The organism is Providencia alcalifaciens (assembly GCF_915403165.1).
GTDB classification, from domain to species: Bacteria; Pseudomonadota; Gammaproteobacteria; order Enterobacterales; family Enterobacteriaceae; genus Providencia; species Providencia alcalifaciens_C.
Genome location: NZ_OU659204.1, coordinates 1,223,285 through 1,240,550 on the forward strand (window position 1 = coordinate 1,223,285; position 17,266 = coordinate 1,240,550).

The 17,266-nt window shown below is 42.3% G+C and carries 18 protein-coding genes and 1 other annotated feature; of the genes, 5 read left to right on the plus strand and 13 right to left on the minus strand.

Annotated features, from left to right (window positions below):
- Positions 1-7 precede the first annotated feature (7 nt).
- Both LDO73_RS05450 and LDO73_RS05455 read left to right on the plus strand, forming a co-directional pair.
- Positions 8-643, plus strand: coding sequence for a CatB-related O-acetyltransferase (locus tag LDO73_RS05450; RefSeq protein WP_224060533.1), 636 nt, complete (start codon positions 8-10; stop codon positions 641-643).
- A gap of 200 nt (positions 644-843) precedes the next feature.
- A complete protein-coding gene (locus tag LDO73_RS05455) occupies positions 844-1,266 on the plus strand; it encodes an FxLYD domain-containing protein (RefSeq protein ID WP_224060534.1) in 423 nt (140 codons plus the stop codon).
- Between the two features lie 55 nt (positions 1,267-1,321).
- On the opposite strand, the gene LDO73_RS05460 is transcribed toward LDO73_RS05455, so the two are convergent.
- From LDO73_RS05460 to hisG, 11 genes are all read right to left on the minus strand, one after another.
- Positions 1,322-1,750, minus strand: coding sequence for a YbaK/prolyl-tRNA synthetase associated domain-containing protein (locus LDO73_RS05460; protein WP_224061138.1), 429 nt, complete (start codon positions 1,748-1,750; stop codon positions 1,322-1,324).
- Positions 1,751-1,941: 191 nt separating this feature from the next.
- Positions 1,942-2,382, minus strand: coding sequence for a hypothetical protein (locus LDO73_RS05465; RefSeq protein WP_224060535.1), 441 nt, complete (start codon positions 2,380-2,382; stop codon positions 1,942-1,944).
- Positions 2,375-3,268 carry an endonuclease/exonuclease/phosphatase family protein gene (locus LDO73_RS05470; protein WP_224060536.1) on the minus strand — a complete coding sequence of 298 codons (894 nt, stop codon included), beginning with the start codon at positions 3,266-3,268 and terminating at the stop codon, positions 2,375-2,377. Before LDO73_RS05470 ends, LDO73_RS05465 begins: the two co-directional genes overlap by 8 nt.
- 226 nt (positions 3,269-3,494) lie before the next feature.
- Positions 3,495-4,106: a bifunctional phosphoribosyl-AMP cyclohydrolase/phosphoribosyl-ATP diphosphatase HisIE gene (gene hisIE, locus LDO73_RS05475; protein WP_224060537.1), complete on the minus strand. Its 612-nt coding sequence runs from the start codon at positions 4,104-4,106 to the stop codon at positions 3,495-3,497.
- Complete coding sequence (gene hisF / locus LDO73_RS05480) at positions 4,100-4,876, minus strand: imidazole glycerol phosphate synthase subunit HisF (RefSeq protein WP_224060538.1); 777 nt, start codon at positions 4,874-4,876, stop codon at positions 4,100-4,102. The genes hisIE and hisF overlap by 7 nt, the downstream gene beginning before the upstream one ends.
- Complete coding sequence (gene hisA, locus LDO73_RS05485; RefSeq protein WP_224060539.1) at positions 4,858-5,595, minus strand: 1-(5-phosphoribosyl)-5-[(5-phosphoribosylamino)methylideneamino]imidazole-4-carboxamide isomerase; 738 nt, start codon at positions 5,593-5,595, stop codon at positions 4,858-4,860. The genes hisF and hisA overlap by 19 nt, the downstream gene beginning before the upstream one ends.
- A gap of 5 nt (positions 5,596-5,600) precedes the next feature.
- A complete protein-coding gene (gene hisH, locus LDO73_RS05490) occupies positions 5,601-6,194 on the minus strand; it encodes an imidazole glycerol phosphate synthase subunit HisH (RefSeq protein ID WP_224060540.1) in 594 nt (197 codons plus the stop codon).
- Positions 6,194-7,261, minus strand: a complete 1,068-nt coding sequence (gene hisB / locus LDO73_RS05495) for a bifunctional histidinol-phosphatase/imidazoleglycerol-phosphate dehydratase HisB (RefSeq protein ID WP_224060541.1) — start codon at positions 7,259-7,261, stop codon at positions 6,194-6,196. The genes hisH and hisB overlap by 1 nt, the downstream gene beginning before the upstream one ends.
- Before the next feature lie 13 nt (positions 7,262-7,274).
- Positions 7,275-8,345: a histidinol-phosphate transaminase gene (hisC, locus tag LDO73_RS05500; protein ID WP_224060542.1), complete on the minus strand. Its 1,071-nt coding sequence runs from the start codon at positions 8,343-8,345 to the stop codon at positions 7,275-7,277.
- Positions 8,346-8,348: 3 nt separating this feature from the next.
- Positions 8,349-9,665 carry a histidinol dehydrogenase gene (gene hisD, locus LDO73_RS05505; RefSeq protein ID WP_224060543.1) on the minus strand — a complete coding sequence of 439 codons (1,317 nt, stop codon included), beginning with the start codon at positions 9,663-9,665 and terminating at the stop codon, positions 8,349-8,351.
- A 6-nt stretch (positions 9,666-9,671) separates the two neighbouring features.
- Entirely contained in the window at positions 9,672-10,571 is a 900-nt protein-coding gene (hisG, locus tag LDO73_RS05510; RefSeq protein WP_036952018.1) for an ATP phosphoribosyltransferase, read from the minus strand.
- Positions 10,572-10,611: 40 nt separating this feature from the next.
- Positions 10,612-10,739, minus strand: a sequence feature (His leader region).
- A 252-nt stretch (positions 10,740-10,991) separates the two neighbouring features.
- Between hisG and LDO73_RS05515 the strand changes: the two genes are divergently transcribed.
- The gene (locus LDO73_RS05515) at positions 10,992-11,816 is read left to right on the plus strand and encodes an SDR family oxidoreductase (protein WP_224060544.1); all 825 of its coding nucleotides are present in this window, start codon (positions 10,992-10,994) and stop codon (positions 11,814-11,816) included.
- Positions 11,817-11,857: 41 nt separating this feature from the next.
- Here the strand turns inward: LDO73_RS05515 and LDO73_RS05520 are convergent, their stop codons facing one another.
- Positions 11,858-12,481 (minus strand): glutathione S-transferase family protein, encoded by a 624-nt coding sequence (locus LDO73_RS05520; RefSeq protein WP_224060545.1) that lies wholly within the window; start codon positions 12,479-12,481, stop codon positions 11,858-11,860.
- A gap of 278 nt (positions 12,482-12,759) precedes the next feature.
- Between LDO73_RS05520 and LDO73_RS05525 the strand changes: the two genes are divergently transcribed.
- Both LDO73_RS05525 and LDO73_RS05530 read left to right on the plus strand, forming a co-directional pair.
- Positions 12,760-13,965 carry a serine hydrolase gene (locus LDO73_RS05525; protein WP_224060546.1) on the plus strand — a complete coding sequence of 402 codons (1,206 nt, stop codon included), beginning with the start codon at positions 12,760-12,762 and terminating at the stop codon, positions 13,963-13,965.
- A 263-nt stretch (positions 13,966-14,228) separates the two neighbouring features.
- Positions 14,229-15,797 (plus strand): hypothetical protein, encoded by a 1,569-nt coding sequence (locus LDO73_RS05530; protein ID WP_224060547.1) that lies wholly within the window; start codon positions 14,229-14,231, stop codon positions 15,795-15,797.
- 62 nt (positions 15,798-15,859) lie between these two features.
- On the opposite strand, the gene LDO73_RS05535 is transcribed toward LDO73_RS05530, so the two are convergent.
- On the minus strand, positions 15,860-17,227 hold the full coding sequence (locus LDO73_RS05535; protein ID WP_224060548.1) for an L-serine ammonia-lyase: 1,368 nt from the start codon (positions 17,225-17,227) through the stop codon (positions 15,860-15,862).
- Positions 17,228-17,266 lie beyond the last annotated feature (39 nt).

Below are 17,266 nucleotides of genomic sequence, written 5' to 3' on the forward strand. Positions count from 1 at the left end.
ATTTACCATGAAAAATAAACATTGGTCGAAAACGCAGTTATTACATGAAGTTGTTCAAAATCCCAATATCCATATTAAAGGATGCCACAGTTATTATAGTGATTGTTGGGATGAGGGTTTTGAACCGTCCGTAGTGCGTTATTTACAAGGCGATGAACAGAGCCGAGATTGGCAGTTAGCTTGGAATGTAGACCAACTCTATATTGGCGATTATGTGTGTATTGGGGCTGAAGCCGTTATTTTGATGGGGGGAAATCATACCCATCGACTAGATTGGTTCTGTTTGTACCCTTTTCTTGAACATATTGAAGAAGCCTATATTGGTAAAGGCGATACCACTATTGGTGACGGCGCTTGGATTGGGATGCGGGCATTTATCATGCCAGGCGTTCAAATAGGCGAAGGCGCGGTGATAGCGGCAAACAGTGTCGTGGTTAAAGATGTGGCACCTTACACCATTGTTGGTGGTAACCCTGCAAAGCCAATTAATACTCGTTTTTCCCCTGATGTAATAGAGCAATTATTAGCGTTGAAGATCTATGAATGGCATGAAGATAAGTTCGATGCGTTAAAAATGTTTATTTGCAGTTCGGATTTTCTGGCCTTAAAAGAGGCTAGCGAACAGTATGACCAAACTCATTAATGGGTCATAGTACTTAAAATTTATTTTTTCAATTTGAAGGGTTATCACTAGATAGCCCTTTTTTAGGATTAATCACTCATCATTTTGTGATTACCTTGGCTTATTTATTACCATAATACGAGTATGTTAATTAGGCAGTCAGGTGTTAGGTTTACTCATGCAGTATCAAACTCATGCAGTTTTAATTTGAGTCAACGCCTATGAAAAAATTAACTTGTCGTATTTTTCATTTATTGGCTTATTATCGTTGTATTTTGTTGCTTCCCATTATTAGTAGCTGTTTTCCCTCTTTTCTTTATGCCTCATCTGAAAAAGCAGTCGCATATCCCGCACCGATTAATATCAGTCAGATTGAAATCAAATATAACGATCAACTGGATTACCCTGAGATAATTGGCAACATTACGAATGTTTCAAATGTTGTTTTATATCAGACCTATATTAGATTTGAGTTACTGAAGGATGGCGTGTTTATTGGGGAAACAAACTATAGGGTGACGAGCTCAATTAAACCAAAACAAACGGTAAATTTCATTGTTACTATTCCAGATTATGATGTTGTACCCAATGAGCAGATTGTTGTTGAAACCATCGCAGCCTATTATTTGGATAAACCACGTTAAGTGTCATTTAGGAGCCAGCTGATGATGGTGGCTCCTAATCAATCAGTATGATGAGTTATTCATCATTTGTGCGAATAAACTCGACTAAAGTGGGTGAAGCGATACGCTGGTAATCTTGGGTATTGAGAATAATTGAGCGTTCTAGGCTTCCCGCATTAAACGCGAGTTCATCAAATCGGGCAAACAGGTAGGGGTCAGCGATAAGCTTCAGTGATGGATGAAAGCTAAATGGCGGGATAGCGCCGAAAACACAGTGGGTGAGTTCATCGACCTCTTTCGGGCTAGCTAATGAGGCACGAGTACCGCCAATGGCTTTGGCAATTTTACCTAAATCCGCTTGTTGATCAGCAGGTAAGATGGCTAAAACATGTTGGCGAATACTATTTCCTTTCACATGACAGACTAACCCTTTGGCACCTTGACCTAGCTGCGTTCCGCGGATTTTTGCCACTTCCTCAGACTTTCCCGCCGTTGGGTGTTCCATCACGCGATATTTTGCATTTTGGCTATTCAGTAATTGGGTTAATTGTGTAAAAACGTCATTGTCAGACACAACGAGCTCCTTCAAAAGTCCACATCAAATGAGGGGAATGATAGCAAGTTTATCCTGTTGGAACTAGGCGCACTCTGGATGTTAAATGGAACCATACTTCGATTTTTAGATGAATATGTGTATCAATAGCATGCATCTCGACCTTTAAATATATTGGCAATCATCATGGATGACTTAGGGTGAGTAATGATATTTTTAAGCGTTATTTTTAGTGCACTGATGTCATTACATGAAAACTCTTCATCATCATATTTTATTAAAACAGGAAATCCTAACTCCCTATTGATGGTGTAAGCGCATAACGTATTTTTGATGGAATCATTTTCGCTGTTATTCAATATGACAGCTTTATCATAGCTAGAGACTGAATTGCTTAACCGTGAAAGCGCATCTGCTTTTGGTTGATTTTTAATCTTAATACAAACAATATTATTTGTTGATTTTTCTATTAGTTTAAAAATGGAAATAATTTCACTCTCAATATTTTCTTTTAACACGATAACATTAAGTGATTTCTCTAGGGCTGTTTTTAATAGTGCCAAAATATCATCATGGTTATTCATAATTTAATCCGCAAAAAATAGGGTAGTGATCGAAATGATTTAAATAAATATTATCTATGGTTTTATTATTAATATCATTAATTGTTCTGTGACAGTCAATACTATCAATGTCAAGTTTAATTCCAGTTGACTCTGTTGAAACAAAGGTAGAAGAAAAAAGCATTTGGTCGAAGACATACCAGCGATTTAATGAAGGGCTGCTATGAAGGTAGGTACCTATGTTATTATATCGCCCATTAGCTAGTATTTTCCAAAATGGATTGAATAGTAACCTCTTTTTTTTATTAATGATGTGAAAATCTCTTGTGGCAAAGAGTTTTTTTCTTAATGCAACGGAGTAAGGCTGAGTATTGTAGTCACCCATACAAATAATTTTAGTATTAATATCCAAACTTAACATATTATCGATATCTTGGCGTATATAAGTAGCAATATTCTCACGGATAGACTCATTATTTCTTAGTTTTGATGGCCAATGAGATAAATAAAAGATAATAATATCATCATTTTTTACTTCTTTAAAAATAGCTTTAACACCAGCTCTTAATGATTTTCCATCAGGTTGTGTTGTTGTCAAATAACTGCGATTAATATAATCTAATTTCTCTAAATTATAAATAATGGCAATGTCAATAATAACGTTGTTGACTTTACTGCTTAAATTAATAAACATGCGATTTGTCTTTTTTGCAATATTAGACAGAAAAATGGATTCATTTTCTGAAACTTCGCATAATGCAAAAAAATCTAAGTCTCGTTGATTTAAAAATTGAGAAATATAATTTTCTGCTAACGTAATGACACCATTTATTTTTTCATTTCTCTGTTTGATAGGCGGGGAAATACCAATGTTCCACCATCCCAAGTTAAGCGTTTTTATATCCATGTTGAATAATCACCATTAATCCAATGTGAGCTCATATTTAAATGAGTAATGTATTGATATTAAATGAATTTAAACTTAGCAGTGATGGATGATATTCAATACAACGCTATGGTCAATGCGGTTTTCATAAGGTAGTGGTGAGGGAGGATCGAAAAGAAAGGTTTTACTTTATATTTCAGTGATTAAAAAATAAAAGGCGCTTAATACTCTCAGCGCCTTAAACAAATTACTGATGACGTTCTTTCAAACGTTTGATAATGGCGGTTAAATCAAGGTCTTGATCTTGCAGTAAAACCATTAAGTGGTACATCAAATCAGCGGCTTCGTTAGTTAGCTCTTCGCGGTCATTCACAGTTGCGGCGAGTGCGGTTTCAACGCCTTCCTCACCCACTTTCTGTGCAATACGCTTGGTGCCGCTAGCATACAGGCGGGCAGTATATGAACTTTCTGGCGAGGCATTTTTGCGCTCTTTCAGTATGGTTTCTAATTCATATAAAAAGCCCCACTCGCTTTGAGCTGGCGCAAAGCAGCTGGTGGTACCGTTATGGCAGGTAGGGCCGTCAGGCAGAGCCATAGCAAGCAGCGTATCGTTATCGCAGTCAGCAACAATATCCACCAAATTCAGAAAATTGTTGGAGGTTTCCCCTTTGGTCCACAAACGTTGTTTGGTGCGAGAGAAAAAGGTGACTTTACGGCATTCTAAGGTGACTTTCAGCGCTTCTTGGTTCATATAACCCAACATCAGAACATCACCAGAAATAGCGTGCTGAACGATGACGGGCATCAGGTTATCGACTTTTTGCCATGCAAGCTGATTACATTGTTCTGTGGTTAACATACTCTAATTTGAACTCCATTTTCTGCTAAATACTGCTTTAAGTCACCGATGTTAATAATCTGCTTGTGGAACACCGAAGCGGCTAAAGCGCCATCGACACCTGCGTCAGTAAAGGCGTCTAGGAAGTGAATTTTTTCCCCTGCACCACCGGAGGCGATCAGTGGAACTTGGCACACTTCACGAACTTTTTTCAGTTGTACCAGATCGTAACCTTGGCGTACACCGTCTTGGTTCATCATATTGAGAACAATTTCTCCGGCACCACGCCGCTGAACTTCTTTCACCCAATCAAGGGTTTTCCAGTGGGTTTGGGTTGTGCGTTTTTCATCGCCAGTGAATTGATAAACCAAATATTCGTTTGTTTGGGCATCAAACCATGTGTCTATACCGACCACAATACACTGGACGCCAAAGCGGTCAGCCAGACGGCTAATTAGAGTCGGGTCGGACAGTGCAGGGGAGTTGATAGAAATTTTATCGGCACCAAAAGAGAGGATTTGTACAGCGTCTTCGACGCTTTTGATCCCGCCCGCAACGCAGAATGGAATATCAATCACTTCAGCCACTTTGGCGACCCAGCTTTTATCGACAACACGTCCGTCAGACGAGGCGGTAATATCATAGAAAACTAACTCATCAGCACCTTCTTGGGCATAGCGTTGAGCCAGTGGGACAATATCACCGATGATTTCATGGTTGCGAAATTGCACCCCTTTAACCACTTGTCCGTCACGGACATCCAAACAAGGAATTATGCGTTTTGCCAGCATTGGATTGCCTCCGTTACGGTAAATTTGCCTTCTAATAATGCACGACCAACAATCACACCTGCTGCGCCAGAGGCTGGCAGTGCGGCGATATCGTTTAAATTACCAATTCCGCCAGAGGCTTGTACTTCGATATCAGGGAATTTTTGGCTAATTTCGCGGTATAAATCTACATTGGAACCCGCCAGCGTGCCATCTTTGGAAATATCGGTACACAGCACATGTTTTAAGCCATAAGGGCGATACATTTCAATCGCTTGCTCAAGGGATAAGTTTGAGTTTTCTTGCCAACCACTAATGGCAATTCCTTTGATGCCTTGAGCGTTAATGCGCACATCCAGCGCCAGCACGATAGCGTCGCCACCATAACGTAGGAACCATGTTTTGACTAACTCTGGTTGGGTCACTGCCGTTGAGCCAATCACCACGCGAGTTGCACCTGCATCTAACAGTGCTTTGACATCTTCCTCAGTACGGATTCCACCCCCAACTTGTACAGGAACGGTCACGCCTGCCAACAGTTTTTTCAGCAAAGGAATTTGGCGTTTCTGTGGATCTTTAGCGCCAGTTAAATCCACTAAGTGCAGCAATTTTGCCCCTTGCTTTTCATAATCTTGTAAGCGAGGGAGTGGGTCAGTGCCATAGTCTGTTTGTTTGGCGTAATCCCCTTGATGTAAACGCACCACGGTGCCATCAATTAAGTCTAAAGCGGGAATAATCATGGTTTTTACATCTCCAAGAAGTTTTGGATCAAGCGAGCACCCGCAGCACCCGAACGTTCTGGGTGGAACTGCACGCCATAGAAATTATCTTTATTCACGGCACTACTAAACAGGTTGCCATATTGTGTTTGCGCGATGGTGTTGGCGGAAATAGGCATTGAATAGCTGTGTACGAAATAAAAATAGGCATCGTCGCTTATCCCCTTAAACAGAGGATTGCCCGCGAGTGCTTTCACTTGATTCCAGCCACTGTGAGGGACAGGTAAGCCGTTTGCATCCATTTTGCGAACGGGGCTGTCGATCAATCCTAACAATGGAATTTCTGTTTGACCTTCTTCACTGATACTGCCGAGTAATTGCATTCCAAGGCAGATACCTAAAACGGGTTGGGTTAGCGCTTTAATTAACGGAATGAGTTCACGCTCTGCCAGTTTTTCCATCGCGGCGCTGGCGGTGCCAACACCCGGTAGAAAGACTTTGTCTGCTTGTAAAATGGTGTTGGTGTCGCGGCTCACTATCGGGTCATAACCTAGGCGCTTAACGGCATAGGCGACGGACGCTAAGTTTGCGCAGCCAGTATCGAGGATCACAACCTTCATCACAGAACTCCTTTCGAACTTGGCAAGGTATCCCCTTCAACACGGATAGCTTGGCGTAAGGTACGACCAAAGACTTTAAACAGACTTTCCGCTTTGTGGTGATCGTTTTTCCCTTTCGTTTTCAGGTGTAGCGTGCAGCCCATCGCATAGGATAACGAACTGAAAAAGTGTTCGATCATCTCGGTACTCAGGTCGCCAACGCGCTGATATTTAAATTCTGCTTTATATTCAAGGTGCGGACGTCCAGAAATATCTAGCGCACAGCGTGCTTGGCACTCATCCATCGGTAAGACGAAACCAAAACGGGCAATGCCGCGTTTATCACCAAGCGCGATGCGCAGTGCTTCGCCTAATGCCAAACCGGTATCTTCGACGCTGTGGTGATCGTCAATAAACAGGTCACCATTAACTTCAATGCGTAAGCGGAAACCGCCGTGGGTGGCGATTTGGTCTAGCATGTGGTCAAAGAAACCAACGCCAGTGCTGATTTTGCTACCGCCTTCTTGGTCAAGCCACACTTCCACTTGGATATTGGTTTCTTTGGTGACGCGTTCGACTAAGGCATAGCGGTTACGTTTAGTGAGTTGATTGGTGATGGTATTCCAATCCAGCTCTTTGGCACTATAGCGTAGCCCTTTAATCCCCATATTTTGGGCCAGTTGAATATCTGTCTCGCGGTCGCCAATGACATAGCTGTTTTCGATATCGAGAACGCCGTCGTTGAGGTAGCTTTCCACCAGCTTAGTTTTTGGTTTGCGACAGTCGCAATTGTCCGCAGGCATGTGTGGACAAATCAGCACATCATCAAAACGGATACCTTGAGATTCAAATACCTGCATCATTAAATTGTGTGGCGGATCGAAATCTTCCGTGGGGAAGCTCTTGGTGCCTAAACCGTCTTGGTTGGTAATCATCACTAAGCGATAATTGGCTTTTTGCAGTGCTAATAGGCTTGGAATGACATCATTTTCAAAGGCGAGCTTACTGAGGCTATCCACTTGATAATCTGTCGGTGGTTCGGTAATTAATGTTCCATCACGGTCGATAAAAAGAATTTTCTGGCTCATGACTATTTCCTAATTAGCAAAGTGCTTTAATCGCTTCAATAACACGGACGTTTTCAATTTCGGTACCAATGGTGATACGCAGGCAGTTGATTAGCCCCGGTTGCTTGCTTTGGTCGCGTAAAATAATGCCTTGATCCCACAGAGCTTTAAACACTTTAGCGCCATCGGTAAAACGCACCAGAATATAGTTTGTTTCACTTGGGTAGACAGTTTCAACGACAGACAATTCACGCAAAGCCTCTGAAAGCGCAATACGATTCTCGCGAATTTCTAACACGCGTTTTTTCATGGTGGCGATGCCATCCGTGTTTAGGGCTTTTTCTGCTATCAGCGCCACTGGGGTAGAGAGCGGATAAGGGGCGATAACTTTTAATAAAACGTCAATCACTTCAGGGGATGCCAAGGTAAATCCACACCGTAAGCCGGCCAGTGCAAAAGCCTTTGATAAGGTTCTTAAAATCACTAAGTTTGGGTATTTGGCAAGCCAGCTAGTGACGCTGAACTCAGGGCAAAACTCAATGTAAGCTTCATCGACTACCACCAGTGCACGATCTGCCACCATTTCTAATACTTCCAGCAGCGCTTTATTATCGATAATGTTGCCCGTTGGGTTATTTGGGCTACAGATGTAAATCAGTTTGGTATTCGATAAGTTTTCGCGGATAGCGGCGACATTCAGTGACCAATCGGGTAACGATAGGATTTTTTTCTGTTCTACGCCAAAGGTTTCCGCACTGACACTGTACATTCCATAGGTTGGTGGGCAGAACATCACTGCGTCTTTACCGGGTTCGCAAAATGCACGGATCAGTAATTCGATAGATTCATCAGCGCCACGGCACACTAATACTTGCTCAGGAGATAACCCAGCGTAAGCCGCATAATTGTTAATCACGCCAGCAGGTTGTGCTTCTGGGTAACGGTTAAGATTACGCTCAATAAATTGGTAATCTGGCGCTGTTGGGTATTCGTTGGCATTGAGCCATACATCTCCATTCCCCCCAAGGCGACGAGCGGACATATACGGGGTCATCACTTTTACATTTTCGCGTGCAAGGCTGGCTGCGTTAAACGTCTGGCTCATGGTTCACTCCTGATTTTGTTTTTTTAGTTCGGTGACTCGTAAGGTAACGGCGTTTTTGTGGGCAGTCAGCTGCTCCGCTTGTGCCAAAGTTTCTATGGTGTTGGCTAATCCTAATAACCCTTGCGCTGAGAGTTTTTGTACTGTCATTCGCTTCATAAAGTCAGCTAAGCCAAGGCTTGAGTAGGTTGATGTGTAACCATAAGTCGGTAATACGTGGTTGGTACCAGAAGCGTAATCCCCTGCGGATTCTGGCGACCAATCTCCCACAAACACCGATCCTGCACTGGTGATGGATTCCACCAAATCATCGGCATTACGAGTTTGTAGGATTAAGTGTTCAGGCCCGTAGCGGTTACTGATCTCAACACATTGGTTGATTGAGTCCGCGATGATCACTCGGCTTGCACTGAGTGCTTCACGCGCAATAGATGCGCGAGATAACACGGCTAGTTGCTTTTCGGTCTCTTCAATAACGCGCTGTGCAAAATTCGCGTTGTCGGTGAGTAAAATCACCTGAGAATCCGGCCCGTGTTCTGCTTGGGAAAGTAAATCCGATGCCGTAAATGCAGGGTTTGCCTGGCTATCCGCAATCACTAATACTTCGGATGGTCCCGCTGGCATATCAATGGCTGCACCTTGGTAGCTTTGGCTAACTTGGCGTTTGGCTTCCGTCACATAGGCATTGCCCGGTCCAAAAATTTTATCAACACTCGGAATGCTTTGGGTACCAAATGCCATCGCAGCAATGGCTTGGGCTCCACCGACTTGGAAAATGTCAGTAATACCACACAGTTTGGCTGCATATAAAATTTCGTCTGCAATTGGTGGCGGCGAGCAGAGAATAATTTTGCGGCATCCGGCGATATTCGCAGGCGTTCCCAGCATCATGACAGTCGATAGCAACGGTGCGGAGCCACCCGGAATATACAGCCCGACAGAATCAATCGGGCGGGTCACTTGTTGGCAAACCACGCCCGCTTGAGTTTCAACGGTGATCGGCGCAGGTTTTTGGGCTTCATGGAAACGGCGAATATTGCCAATCGCCGTGTTCATTGCCGCTTTAATGTCATCGCCAAGGCGAGCTTGGGCTTCATCAACGGCTTCTTGTGAAACACGAACAGAGGTAATGTCTGTTTTATCAAAACGTTGGCTCAGGGCGATGAGGGCAGCATCTCCCTCTGTACGCACTTGGTCAATAATTTGACTGACTGCGGCGCTAATGTTGCCAGAGGCGGCAATAGCGGGGCGCATCAGTAAAGCTTCTTTCTGCTCTTCAAGGCAGTCTGACCAGCGAATTGGTTGATTGAATCCCAGTTCCATGGCGAATTACTCCATCATTTTTTCAATTGGTAAAACAAGAATTGAACTTGCGCCCAAGGATTTCAGTTTTTCCATGGTTTCCCAGAATAGAGTTTCTGAGCTGACCATGTGCATTGCAACACGACTTTGATCGCCTGCTAATGGCAAAATTGTTGGACGTTCAGCTCCCGGTAACAGTGCGATGATCTCTTCGAGTTTTTCACCTGGAGCATGCAACATAATGTATTTTGATTCGCGCGCTTGAATAACCCCTTGAATACGCGTCATCATGCGGTCAATTAACTGTTGCTTATCGGCTGACATTTCGCCATCACGCTGGATTAAGCACGCTTTTGAGCGGTAGATGACTTCCACTTCTTTTAAGCCGTTTGCTTCAAGAGTAGCGCCTGTAGAAACGAGGTCACAAATGGCATCGGCTAAACCAGCGCGTGGCGCGACTTCGACTGAACCATTCAGTAAGCAAGATTTAAATGTCACGCCTTTTTCATCAAAATAGCGTTTCAGTAAGTATGGGTAAGAGGTCGCAACGCGGGATCCATTCAAGCATTCTGCGCCCGTATAGTTGAAGTCTAATGGCGCAGCTAAAGAGAGTCGGCAACCACCAAAATCAAGGCGACGTAATGTTGTAAATTGTGGGTTTTCACCGCGAGCTTGGCGGCTTAATACTTCTTCCTCCAGTACGTTTTCGCCAATAATACCGAGGTCAACCACACCGTCCATTACCAGCCCCGGGATATCGTCATCACGTACACGAAGTAAATCAATAGGCATATTTTCTGCATAAGCAATCAGTCGCTGCTGTTGTAAATTGATTTTAATGCCGCAGCGAGCTAGTAGCTCTCGTGATTCTTCGCTTAGACGTCCTGATTTCTGTATTGCGATACGTAAACGTGATTTGTCTAACATAATTTTGCTCCACATCCCTAAAATATCTTTTTGATTAATAATAAAAAAACCCTCGGAAGATAATCTTCCGAGGGTTTTCTCAATTCGCATTTCAGCCACCGGAAGAGTCGTTGATCGTCTTCCAGCACACATCGCCCAAAAGACTAATCAGGATGATGGTGATGATGATGGTTGCGTGAAATACGAGTCATAATAGCTTCCGTTTAGTTATTTGGATAATTGCTTAAACATTCAATACTAATCAAGCTATCCGATTTCATACTATGAATGCAACCCTTTTTTTCAAAATAACTCATAATAATTAGTTCCCGGTTTTTTATAGTGATTAATCCCTTGGAAAATAGCTTCGGAAGTTGAATGATTTTCAGCTAATCTATGAGGTAATGATGTAATCACTTTCTCAGTATGCGGGACAGTAATATGAAAAAAATCGCCATTATTGGTTTAGGTTGGTTAGGTGTTCCTTTAGCGAGTCGCTTGATGGCACAGGGAATGACGGTCGCGGGAACGAAAACGAGTTTGGATGGTGTTGGAGCTGCCAAAAGGATTGGTATTGACTGTTATCAACTGCAACTGACGCCAGAATTACAATGTGATACCGATGATTTGAGTGAATTAATGGAGGAAGCGGATGTGATGGTGATTTTATTACCACCATCGAAAGTCAGCCTTTCTGAGTATATTGTGGCGATTGAGCAATTGGTTGATAGCGCAATTAGCTATCAAATTCCGCGAGTCATCTTTACATCATCAACTTCTGTCTATGGTGATGTGGATGGTGTTATTGATGAAGATGCGCCATTACTTGGCGAAACCGCCTCAGCACAAGCGTTAATCGCTGTTGAGCAATGGCTGCATGACTTACCCAATATTCAAGTAGACGTGTTGCGATTAGCTGGTTTAGTGGGTGAAAAGCGTCATGCAGGGCGCTTCTTAGCAGGAAAACAGCAAGTCAAAGGGGCTAATCAGCCAGTTAATATGGTGCATCAAGATGATGTCATTGCCGCAATTCTGCTGTTGATCCAGCAATCCAATGGTGGACATACCTATAATTTATGTGCACCTGACCACCCGACTCGTCAGCAGTTTTATGCCCAATCTGCAACGACTTTAGGCTTAATTCCACCTGAGTTTGCGGTTGAAGAGCATGAAGCCGCGGGAAAAACAATCGATGGAAATCGAATTTGCCAAGAAATGGGGTTTGAGTATGAGTTTACCCACCCGCTTTATATGCCGATGAGTTAAATGAAAACCGTGGCGCTCAATACGAACGCCACGCTAAATGCTTATTTGATAGGTAACATCACAATTTCTTGGAATGCAGGGCGTTTGGTCAGTGTTTGATACCAGCGCTCTAAATGAGGAAATTCAGGGCGTTCTGTCACAATTTCATGCCATGGGTAGAACAGTGGCGCAATGGCGATATCCGCAATACCAAATTTATCCCCGCTAAAATAAGCTTGAGTCGCTAGAGCATCATCCGCAATTTTCAGCAGTTTTTCGATATTTTGATAAATGATTTTGGCTTGGGCTGGGTCTCTATCCGCTTCAGGAACGCGAACGATTTTGTTCATCATCTGCTTGATATGGTCAAATAAATTAGCACTGCTCCAATCCATCCATTTATCGGCAGCGGCTTTTTCTTGCAGATCAGTCGCTAATAATAGGTGAGAATGATCATACTTTTCCGTAAGGTAACGTAAAATTGCATTGGATTCCCACAGGGTAAAGCTTTCATCCTGTAAAGTTGGAATTGTACTGTTTGGATTCATTTTCTTATATTCAGGTGTATCAACACCACCGAATGGGCCACCAACATCTTTTTGATTATAAGGAATATTCAGCTCTTTCAAGCACCACAGTACTTTTTTGACGTTTGAAGAGTTAGTGCGTCCCCAGACAGTTAACATTGGAATCTCCCATGACTATGTTTTAACTTAAAGACAGTATTTTTGACCTAAATAAGATAGATGAAATTAATGAATTGAGAAACTTTATTATTTATTAATTGCGGGTGGTCATCATTACTTATTTTGTTTAGGGTATGGGGGTATTTTAATAAGCGTAATATTTTGCAGTATCTCGATGAATTTGACTGCATTTTTGGTTTCTAGTGAATTTTTTATTAAAAATGGTTTGATTGTGATGAACGCTTTGAATGGTAATACTAATAGTAAAGGAGTAACCAATGAATAAAACAACATTGTCCTCAGCGATTCGAGGAACAAGTATCGGGTTCAGCCTATTCGTTGTGATGAGCGCAAGTAGTTATGCGACTCAGACACCAGTTGCTCCACAAGTTGACGCAAAAGCGTTTGTATTGATGGATTATAACAGCGGTAAAATTTTAGCTTCGGGTAACCCTGATGAGCGTTTGGACCCTGCAAGCTTAACTAAGATCATGACCAGCTATGTGGTCGGGCAAGCGGTCAAAGCGGGAAAAATTACGCCGCAAGATATGGTGACCGTCAGTGAAGCCGCATGGGCAACCGGAAACCCAATTTTAAAAGGCTCTTCCTTGATGTTCTTGAAACCGAAAGACCGCGTTTCGGTGTTGGATTTAAATAAAGGCGTGGTAATTCAATCTGGGAATGATGCCAGTATCGCCTTGGCGGAACACGTTGCAGGAAGCCAAGAATCTTTTGTTGACCTGATGAATGGCTACGTCCAAAAAATTGGCTTAACCAATACCCATTTTAAAACCGTACACGGTTTAGATTCACAAGGGCAATACAGTACCGCTCGAGATATGGCGGTATTAGCGCAAGCGCTGATCCGCGATGTGCCAGATGAATATGTATTGCACAAAGAGAAAGAGTTTACGTTCAATAATATCCGTCAACCTAACCGTAACCGTCTATTGTGGAGCCAAAATCTCCATGTTGATGGCGTGAAAACAGGGCATACTAGCGGTGCTGGTCATAACCTAGTCGCATCAGCAACCGACGGTCCTATGCGCTTGATTTCGGTCGTTTTGGGCGCGCCAAGTGACCGCGTTCGTTTTTCTGAAAGCGAAAAATTGCTCACTTGGGGCTTCCGTTTCTTCGAAACAGTGACACCGATTAAAGGGGATGCAGTTTTACAGAAACAACGTGTTTGGTTTGGTGACATTTCAGAAGTACCTTTAGGGGTTGAAAAAGATGTGGCAGTGACTATTCCAAAAGGTCAGTTACAGAATCTGAAAGTGGATATCAAATTGGATAATGACTCCCTTGAAGCGCCTTTAGCATTGAACCAAAAGGTGGGCACGATTAACTTTATTCTGAATGGTGAAGTGATTGAGCAGCACCCATTAGTCGCCAAGCAAGCGGTTGAAGAAGCAGGATTCATTGGCCGAATTTGGGATTTCATTATGAAAACCATTACTGGCTGGTGGAATGCTATTTTTGGATGATTAAAACTTAAATATAAAATTAATATATGGAGACCTCTTTATGAGGTCTCTTTTTTTTGTAATGAATAACATTAAATAAACTTACAGATAAACTTCAATTGAAATATTTCCAATTCAATTTAATAATCAAGCTAATCGTTTGATGAGTAACTATTATTTTTTTATTTTCGTTTTGATTGGTTTGGTTGCTCTGATTCGATTTGTGAATTTATAAATCAATTTATTTAAATTATTTTAATGGAGAATTATCAATGGGCATTTCCATGGACGAAAGAATGCATCAATTATCCCTGCAAAAAAATACCCAAGGAATTGGGGAAAACAGTGTTAATGGCGGGCGTGCGGATAACCGTGGTGAAAATAGTGGTGTGATGAAATCTGGCGATGCAACGGATTCAGGTAAAGGCGGTGGTTCTGTGGCAGGGGGAAATACCTTAAACCTACATACCAATAACCATATTATGCAAGGTGGTGCGGCGCGTAATGACGGTACTAATAACGGTGGTATTGAGGGAGGACATAGTACCAATTTTGGTTTAAATAATAATGAACTCAATGGTGGTTCTGCAACCAACGAACTAGGTTCAGTGAATCATGAAAACTTCTTTATTAAAGGGGGTAATGCAATTCGTGAATTACAAAGTGGTATTGAAAAATATCAAGGAATGCAAAAGCAATTGGCGGATGCAAATAAAGAAATTATTCGCAAGAATGATGAATTATTAAACTTACAAAAGGAAACTGAATCTCAAAAAATAGAATTAAAAAAACAGCAACAAGTGTTAGCGGAACAAGCACTTGCATCAAAAGATGCTCAAGAAAAACTAAATGCAGCTCAACAACGTCTTGCACAGAATGAAAAAGAAAAACAGTTATTAAACGATGAGTTGATCCAGGCGAAAGGGAATGTGCGTCAATTACGCTCAGATATGAACACACAGCGTGGTGAAATTGAAAAACTCAAAGTACAAGTAGATGCTGGACAACTAGAAGTTCAAGAGCTTGATGCTAAGCTAAATCAAGCGAATGGCGATAAAGAAAAGCTCGAAGAACGCTTAAAAATTCAGCAAGTTCGTAATAAAAAACAAGAGGAAAAAATTACTGAAACTAAAGGCAAGATTGAGGGCAAGCAAAAAGAAATTGATGTTTTAAATAACAAGCTTGCAGATGAAGGAAAAAATAAAGCGGATTTAAATACCAAAATCCAGCGTTTAGAAAATGACATCAAAAAACTAAACAGCATTTTAAACGAAAAAGTTGAAAAAGAGTCTAAGAGCAGCTCTAAAGTCTCTGAACTGCAAGAAAAAATTGGCGTCTTAGAAATGGAGAAAAAAGCGCTAGATTCCTTGTTGCAGCAAGAACTTCAATCTTATACCAAACTGGCTGAAGAATATCGTCTCTATAAGCTGTCTGTTAAAACAGACATGGCAACATTTAAGCAGCTCAAGCCAATGCTTTCTCAAATTGGTGATTTAGCGAATCAAGGTGAAGAGATTTTAAATGAACCATCTAAGACCACGACAGCAACACTGACAATAACCTCTCATTCTAGTGAGACAGAAACACCAATCGGTAATGTGTCTGCTGGATTTGCACAAAACTCAGGGGATAACTCAGGTACTATTCGTGGCGGAGATAGCATCAGTAATTCTTTGGTTGTCAATGGGATGGTGATTGATGATGAACAAGCGGCCAATAAATTGGCGGAAGGTATGAATAGTTTGGCACAAACAGCAGAGAGTGTTGCTAAAAATGCTGACAATTCAGTGAAAGGCACAGTTGGCACAGTGGGCGTATTTGTTCAAACACAAACACCTTATCAAGTTTGGTAATCACATATTTATGAATAACAAAAGGCCTGCATTTGCAGGCCTTTCACATGATAGAGATTAAATTATTCGCAATGACCTAATTTAATTGCCAAACCACCTTGAGAGGTTTCACGATATTTTGCGTTGATATCTTTACCTGTTTCATACATGGTCTCGATCACTTTATCGAGACATACGCTTGGCGCACTCACGCGGCGCAATGCCATACGAGCGGCGTTTACTGCCTTAACAGACGCAATGGCGTTACGTTCGATACAAGGTACTTGGACTTGCCCTCCAACAGGGTCACAGGTTAAGCCTAAGTTATGCTCCATGGCGATTTCCGCCGCAACGCACACTTGCTCTGGGCTACCACCCATTAATTCTGCCAAACCAGCAGCAGCCATTGAGCAGGCTACGCCGACTTCACCTTGGCAACCGACTTCCGCACCCGAGATAGACGCATTCATTTTGTACAGTGTACCAATCACTCCTGAAACTAAGAAATAGCGGGTATAAGAGTTTTCGTTGACTGGGCGAATAAACTTATCGTAGTAAGCCAATACCGCAGGAATAATTCCGCAGGCACCGTTAGTTGGTGCTGTGACAACACGACCACCGGCAGCGTTCTCTTCGTTGACGGCAAGGGCGTACATATTGATCCAGTCAATCACCGCCATTGGGTCAATATTGTTATTGTCAGAAGTGACTAATTGGCGACGTAGCGCTGCGGCACGGCGAGGAACACGCAGTGGACCGGGTAATAAACCTTCAGTGCTCACACCGCGTTCAATACCGGCTTTCATGACATCCCACACCGCAGAAAGATATGCAGAAATTTCTGCTTTGCTGTGTAGGGCTAACTCGTTTTGCATCACTAATGCAGATAAAGATAATCCCGTTTCTTTACAGTGTTTTTGTAAATCAGCCGCATATTTGTATGGATAAGGGACTTGAACCGCATTTTCAGTTTGTTGACCGAAATGTTCTTCATCGACGATAAAACCACCGCCAATGGAGTAATAATTCTTGGTATACAGAACGTTATCGCCATCAAATGCGGTAATTGTCATTCCGTTTTCGTGTAATGGTAGGTTGGTTGAATGGAAATTCATCCCACCTTCCGTTGGGAAATCGACTTCATGTTGACCATTTGCCAGCAGTAGTTTGCCAGTTTGCTCAACATTGCGCATAAATGCTGGGATAGCATCAATATCAATTGTATCAGGCAGATTACCCGCTAACCCCATAATAATCGCCATATCTGTGGCGTGACCTTTACCTGTTAGTGATAAAGAGCCATAAACATCAACAGAAATGCGTGTGGTTTTAGTGAGAAGATTTTGCTGGATAAGGTCATCGACAAACTGCTTACCGGCTTTCATAGGGCCGACAGTGTGTGAGCTGGATGGTCCGATACCGATTTTAAAAATGTCGAATACGCTAATCATATTCTGTCTTCCTATATTGAAGGATCCCCATCAAACTGC

Bases quoted from the DNA above. Each gene is read 5' to 3' on its own strand.
- LDO73_RS05450 (WP_224060533.1), top strand. From the start codon at position 8: ATGAAAAATAAACATTGGTCGAAAACGCAGTTATTACATGAAGTTGTT.
- LDO73_RS05455 (WP_224060534.1), top strand. From the start codon at position 844: ATGAAAAAATTAACTTGTCGTATTTTTCATTTATTGGCTTATTATCGT.
- LDO73_RS05460 (WP_224061138.1), bottom strand. From the start codon at position 1,750: ATGGAACACCCAACGGCGGGAAAGTCTGAGGAAGTGGCAAAAATCCGC.
- LDO73_RS05465 (WP_224060535.1), bottom strand. From the start codon at position 2,382: ATGAATAACCATGATGATATTTTGGCACTATTAAAAACAGCCCTAGAG.
- LDO73_RS05470 (WP_224060536.1), bottom strand. From the start codon at position 3,268: ATGGATATAAAAACGCTTAACTTGGGATGGTGGAACATTGGTATTTCC.
- hisIE (WP_224060537.1), bottom strand. From the start codon at position 4,106: ATGTTAACCACAGAACAATGTAATCAGCTTGCATGGCAAAAAGTCGAT.
- hisF (WP_224060538.1), bottom strand. From the start codon at position 4,876: ATGCTGGCAAAACGCATAATTCCTTGTTTGGATGTCCGTGACGGACAA.
- hisA (WP_224060539.1), bottom strand. From the start codon at position 5,595: ATGATTATTCCCGCTTTAGACTTAATTGATGGCACCGTGGTGCGTTTA.
- hisH (WP_224060540.1), bottom strand. From the start codon at position 6,194: ATGAAGGTTGTGATCCTCGATACTGGCTGCGCAAACTTAGCGTCCGTC.
- hisB (WP_224060541.1), bottom strand. From the start codon at position 7,261: ATGAGCCAGAAAATTCTTTTTATCGACCGTGATGGAACATTAATTACC.
- hisC (WP_224060542.1), bottom strand. From the start codon at position 8,345: ATGAGCCAGACGTTTAACGCAGCCAGCCTTGCACGCGAAAATGTAAAA.
- hisD (WP_224060543.1), bottom strand. From the start codon at position 9,665: ATGGAACTGGGATTCAATCAACCAATTCGCTGGTCAGACTGCCTTGAA.
- hisG (WP_036952018.1), bottom strand. From the start codon at position 10,571: ATGTTAGACAAATCACGTTTACGTATCGCAATACAGAAATCAGGACGT.
- LDO73_RS05515 (WP_224060544.1), top strand. From the start codon at position 10,992: ATGAAAAAAATCGCCATTATTGGTTTAGGTTGGTTAGGTGTTCCTTTA.
- LDO73_RS05520 (WP_224060545.1), bottom strand. From the start codon at position 12,481: ATGTTAACTGTCTGGGGACGCACTAACTCTTCAAACGTCAAAAAAGTA.
- LDO73_RS05525 (WP_224060546.1), top strand. From the start codon at position 12,760: ATGAATAAAACAACATTGTCCTCAGCGATTCGAGGAACAAGTATCGGG.
- LDO73_RS05530 (WP_224060547.1), top strand. From the start codon at position 14,229: ATGGACGAAAGAATGCATCAATTATCCCTGCAAAAAAATACCCAAGGA.
- LDO73_RS05535 (WP_224060548.1), bottom strand. From the start codon at position 17,227: ATGATTAGCGTATTCGACATTTTTAAAATCGGTATCGGACCATCCAGC.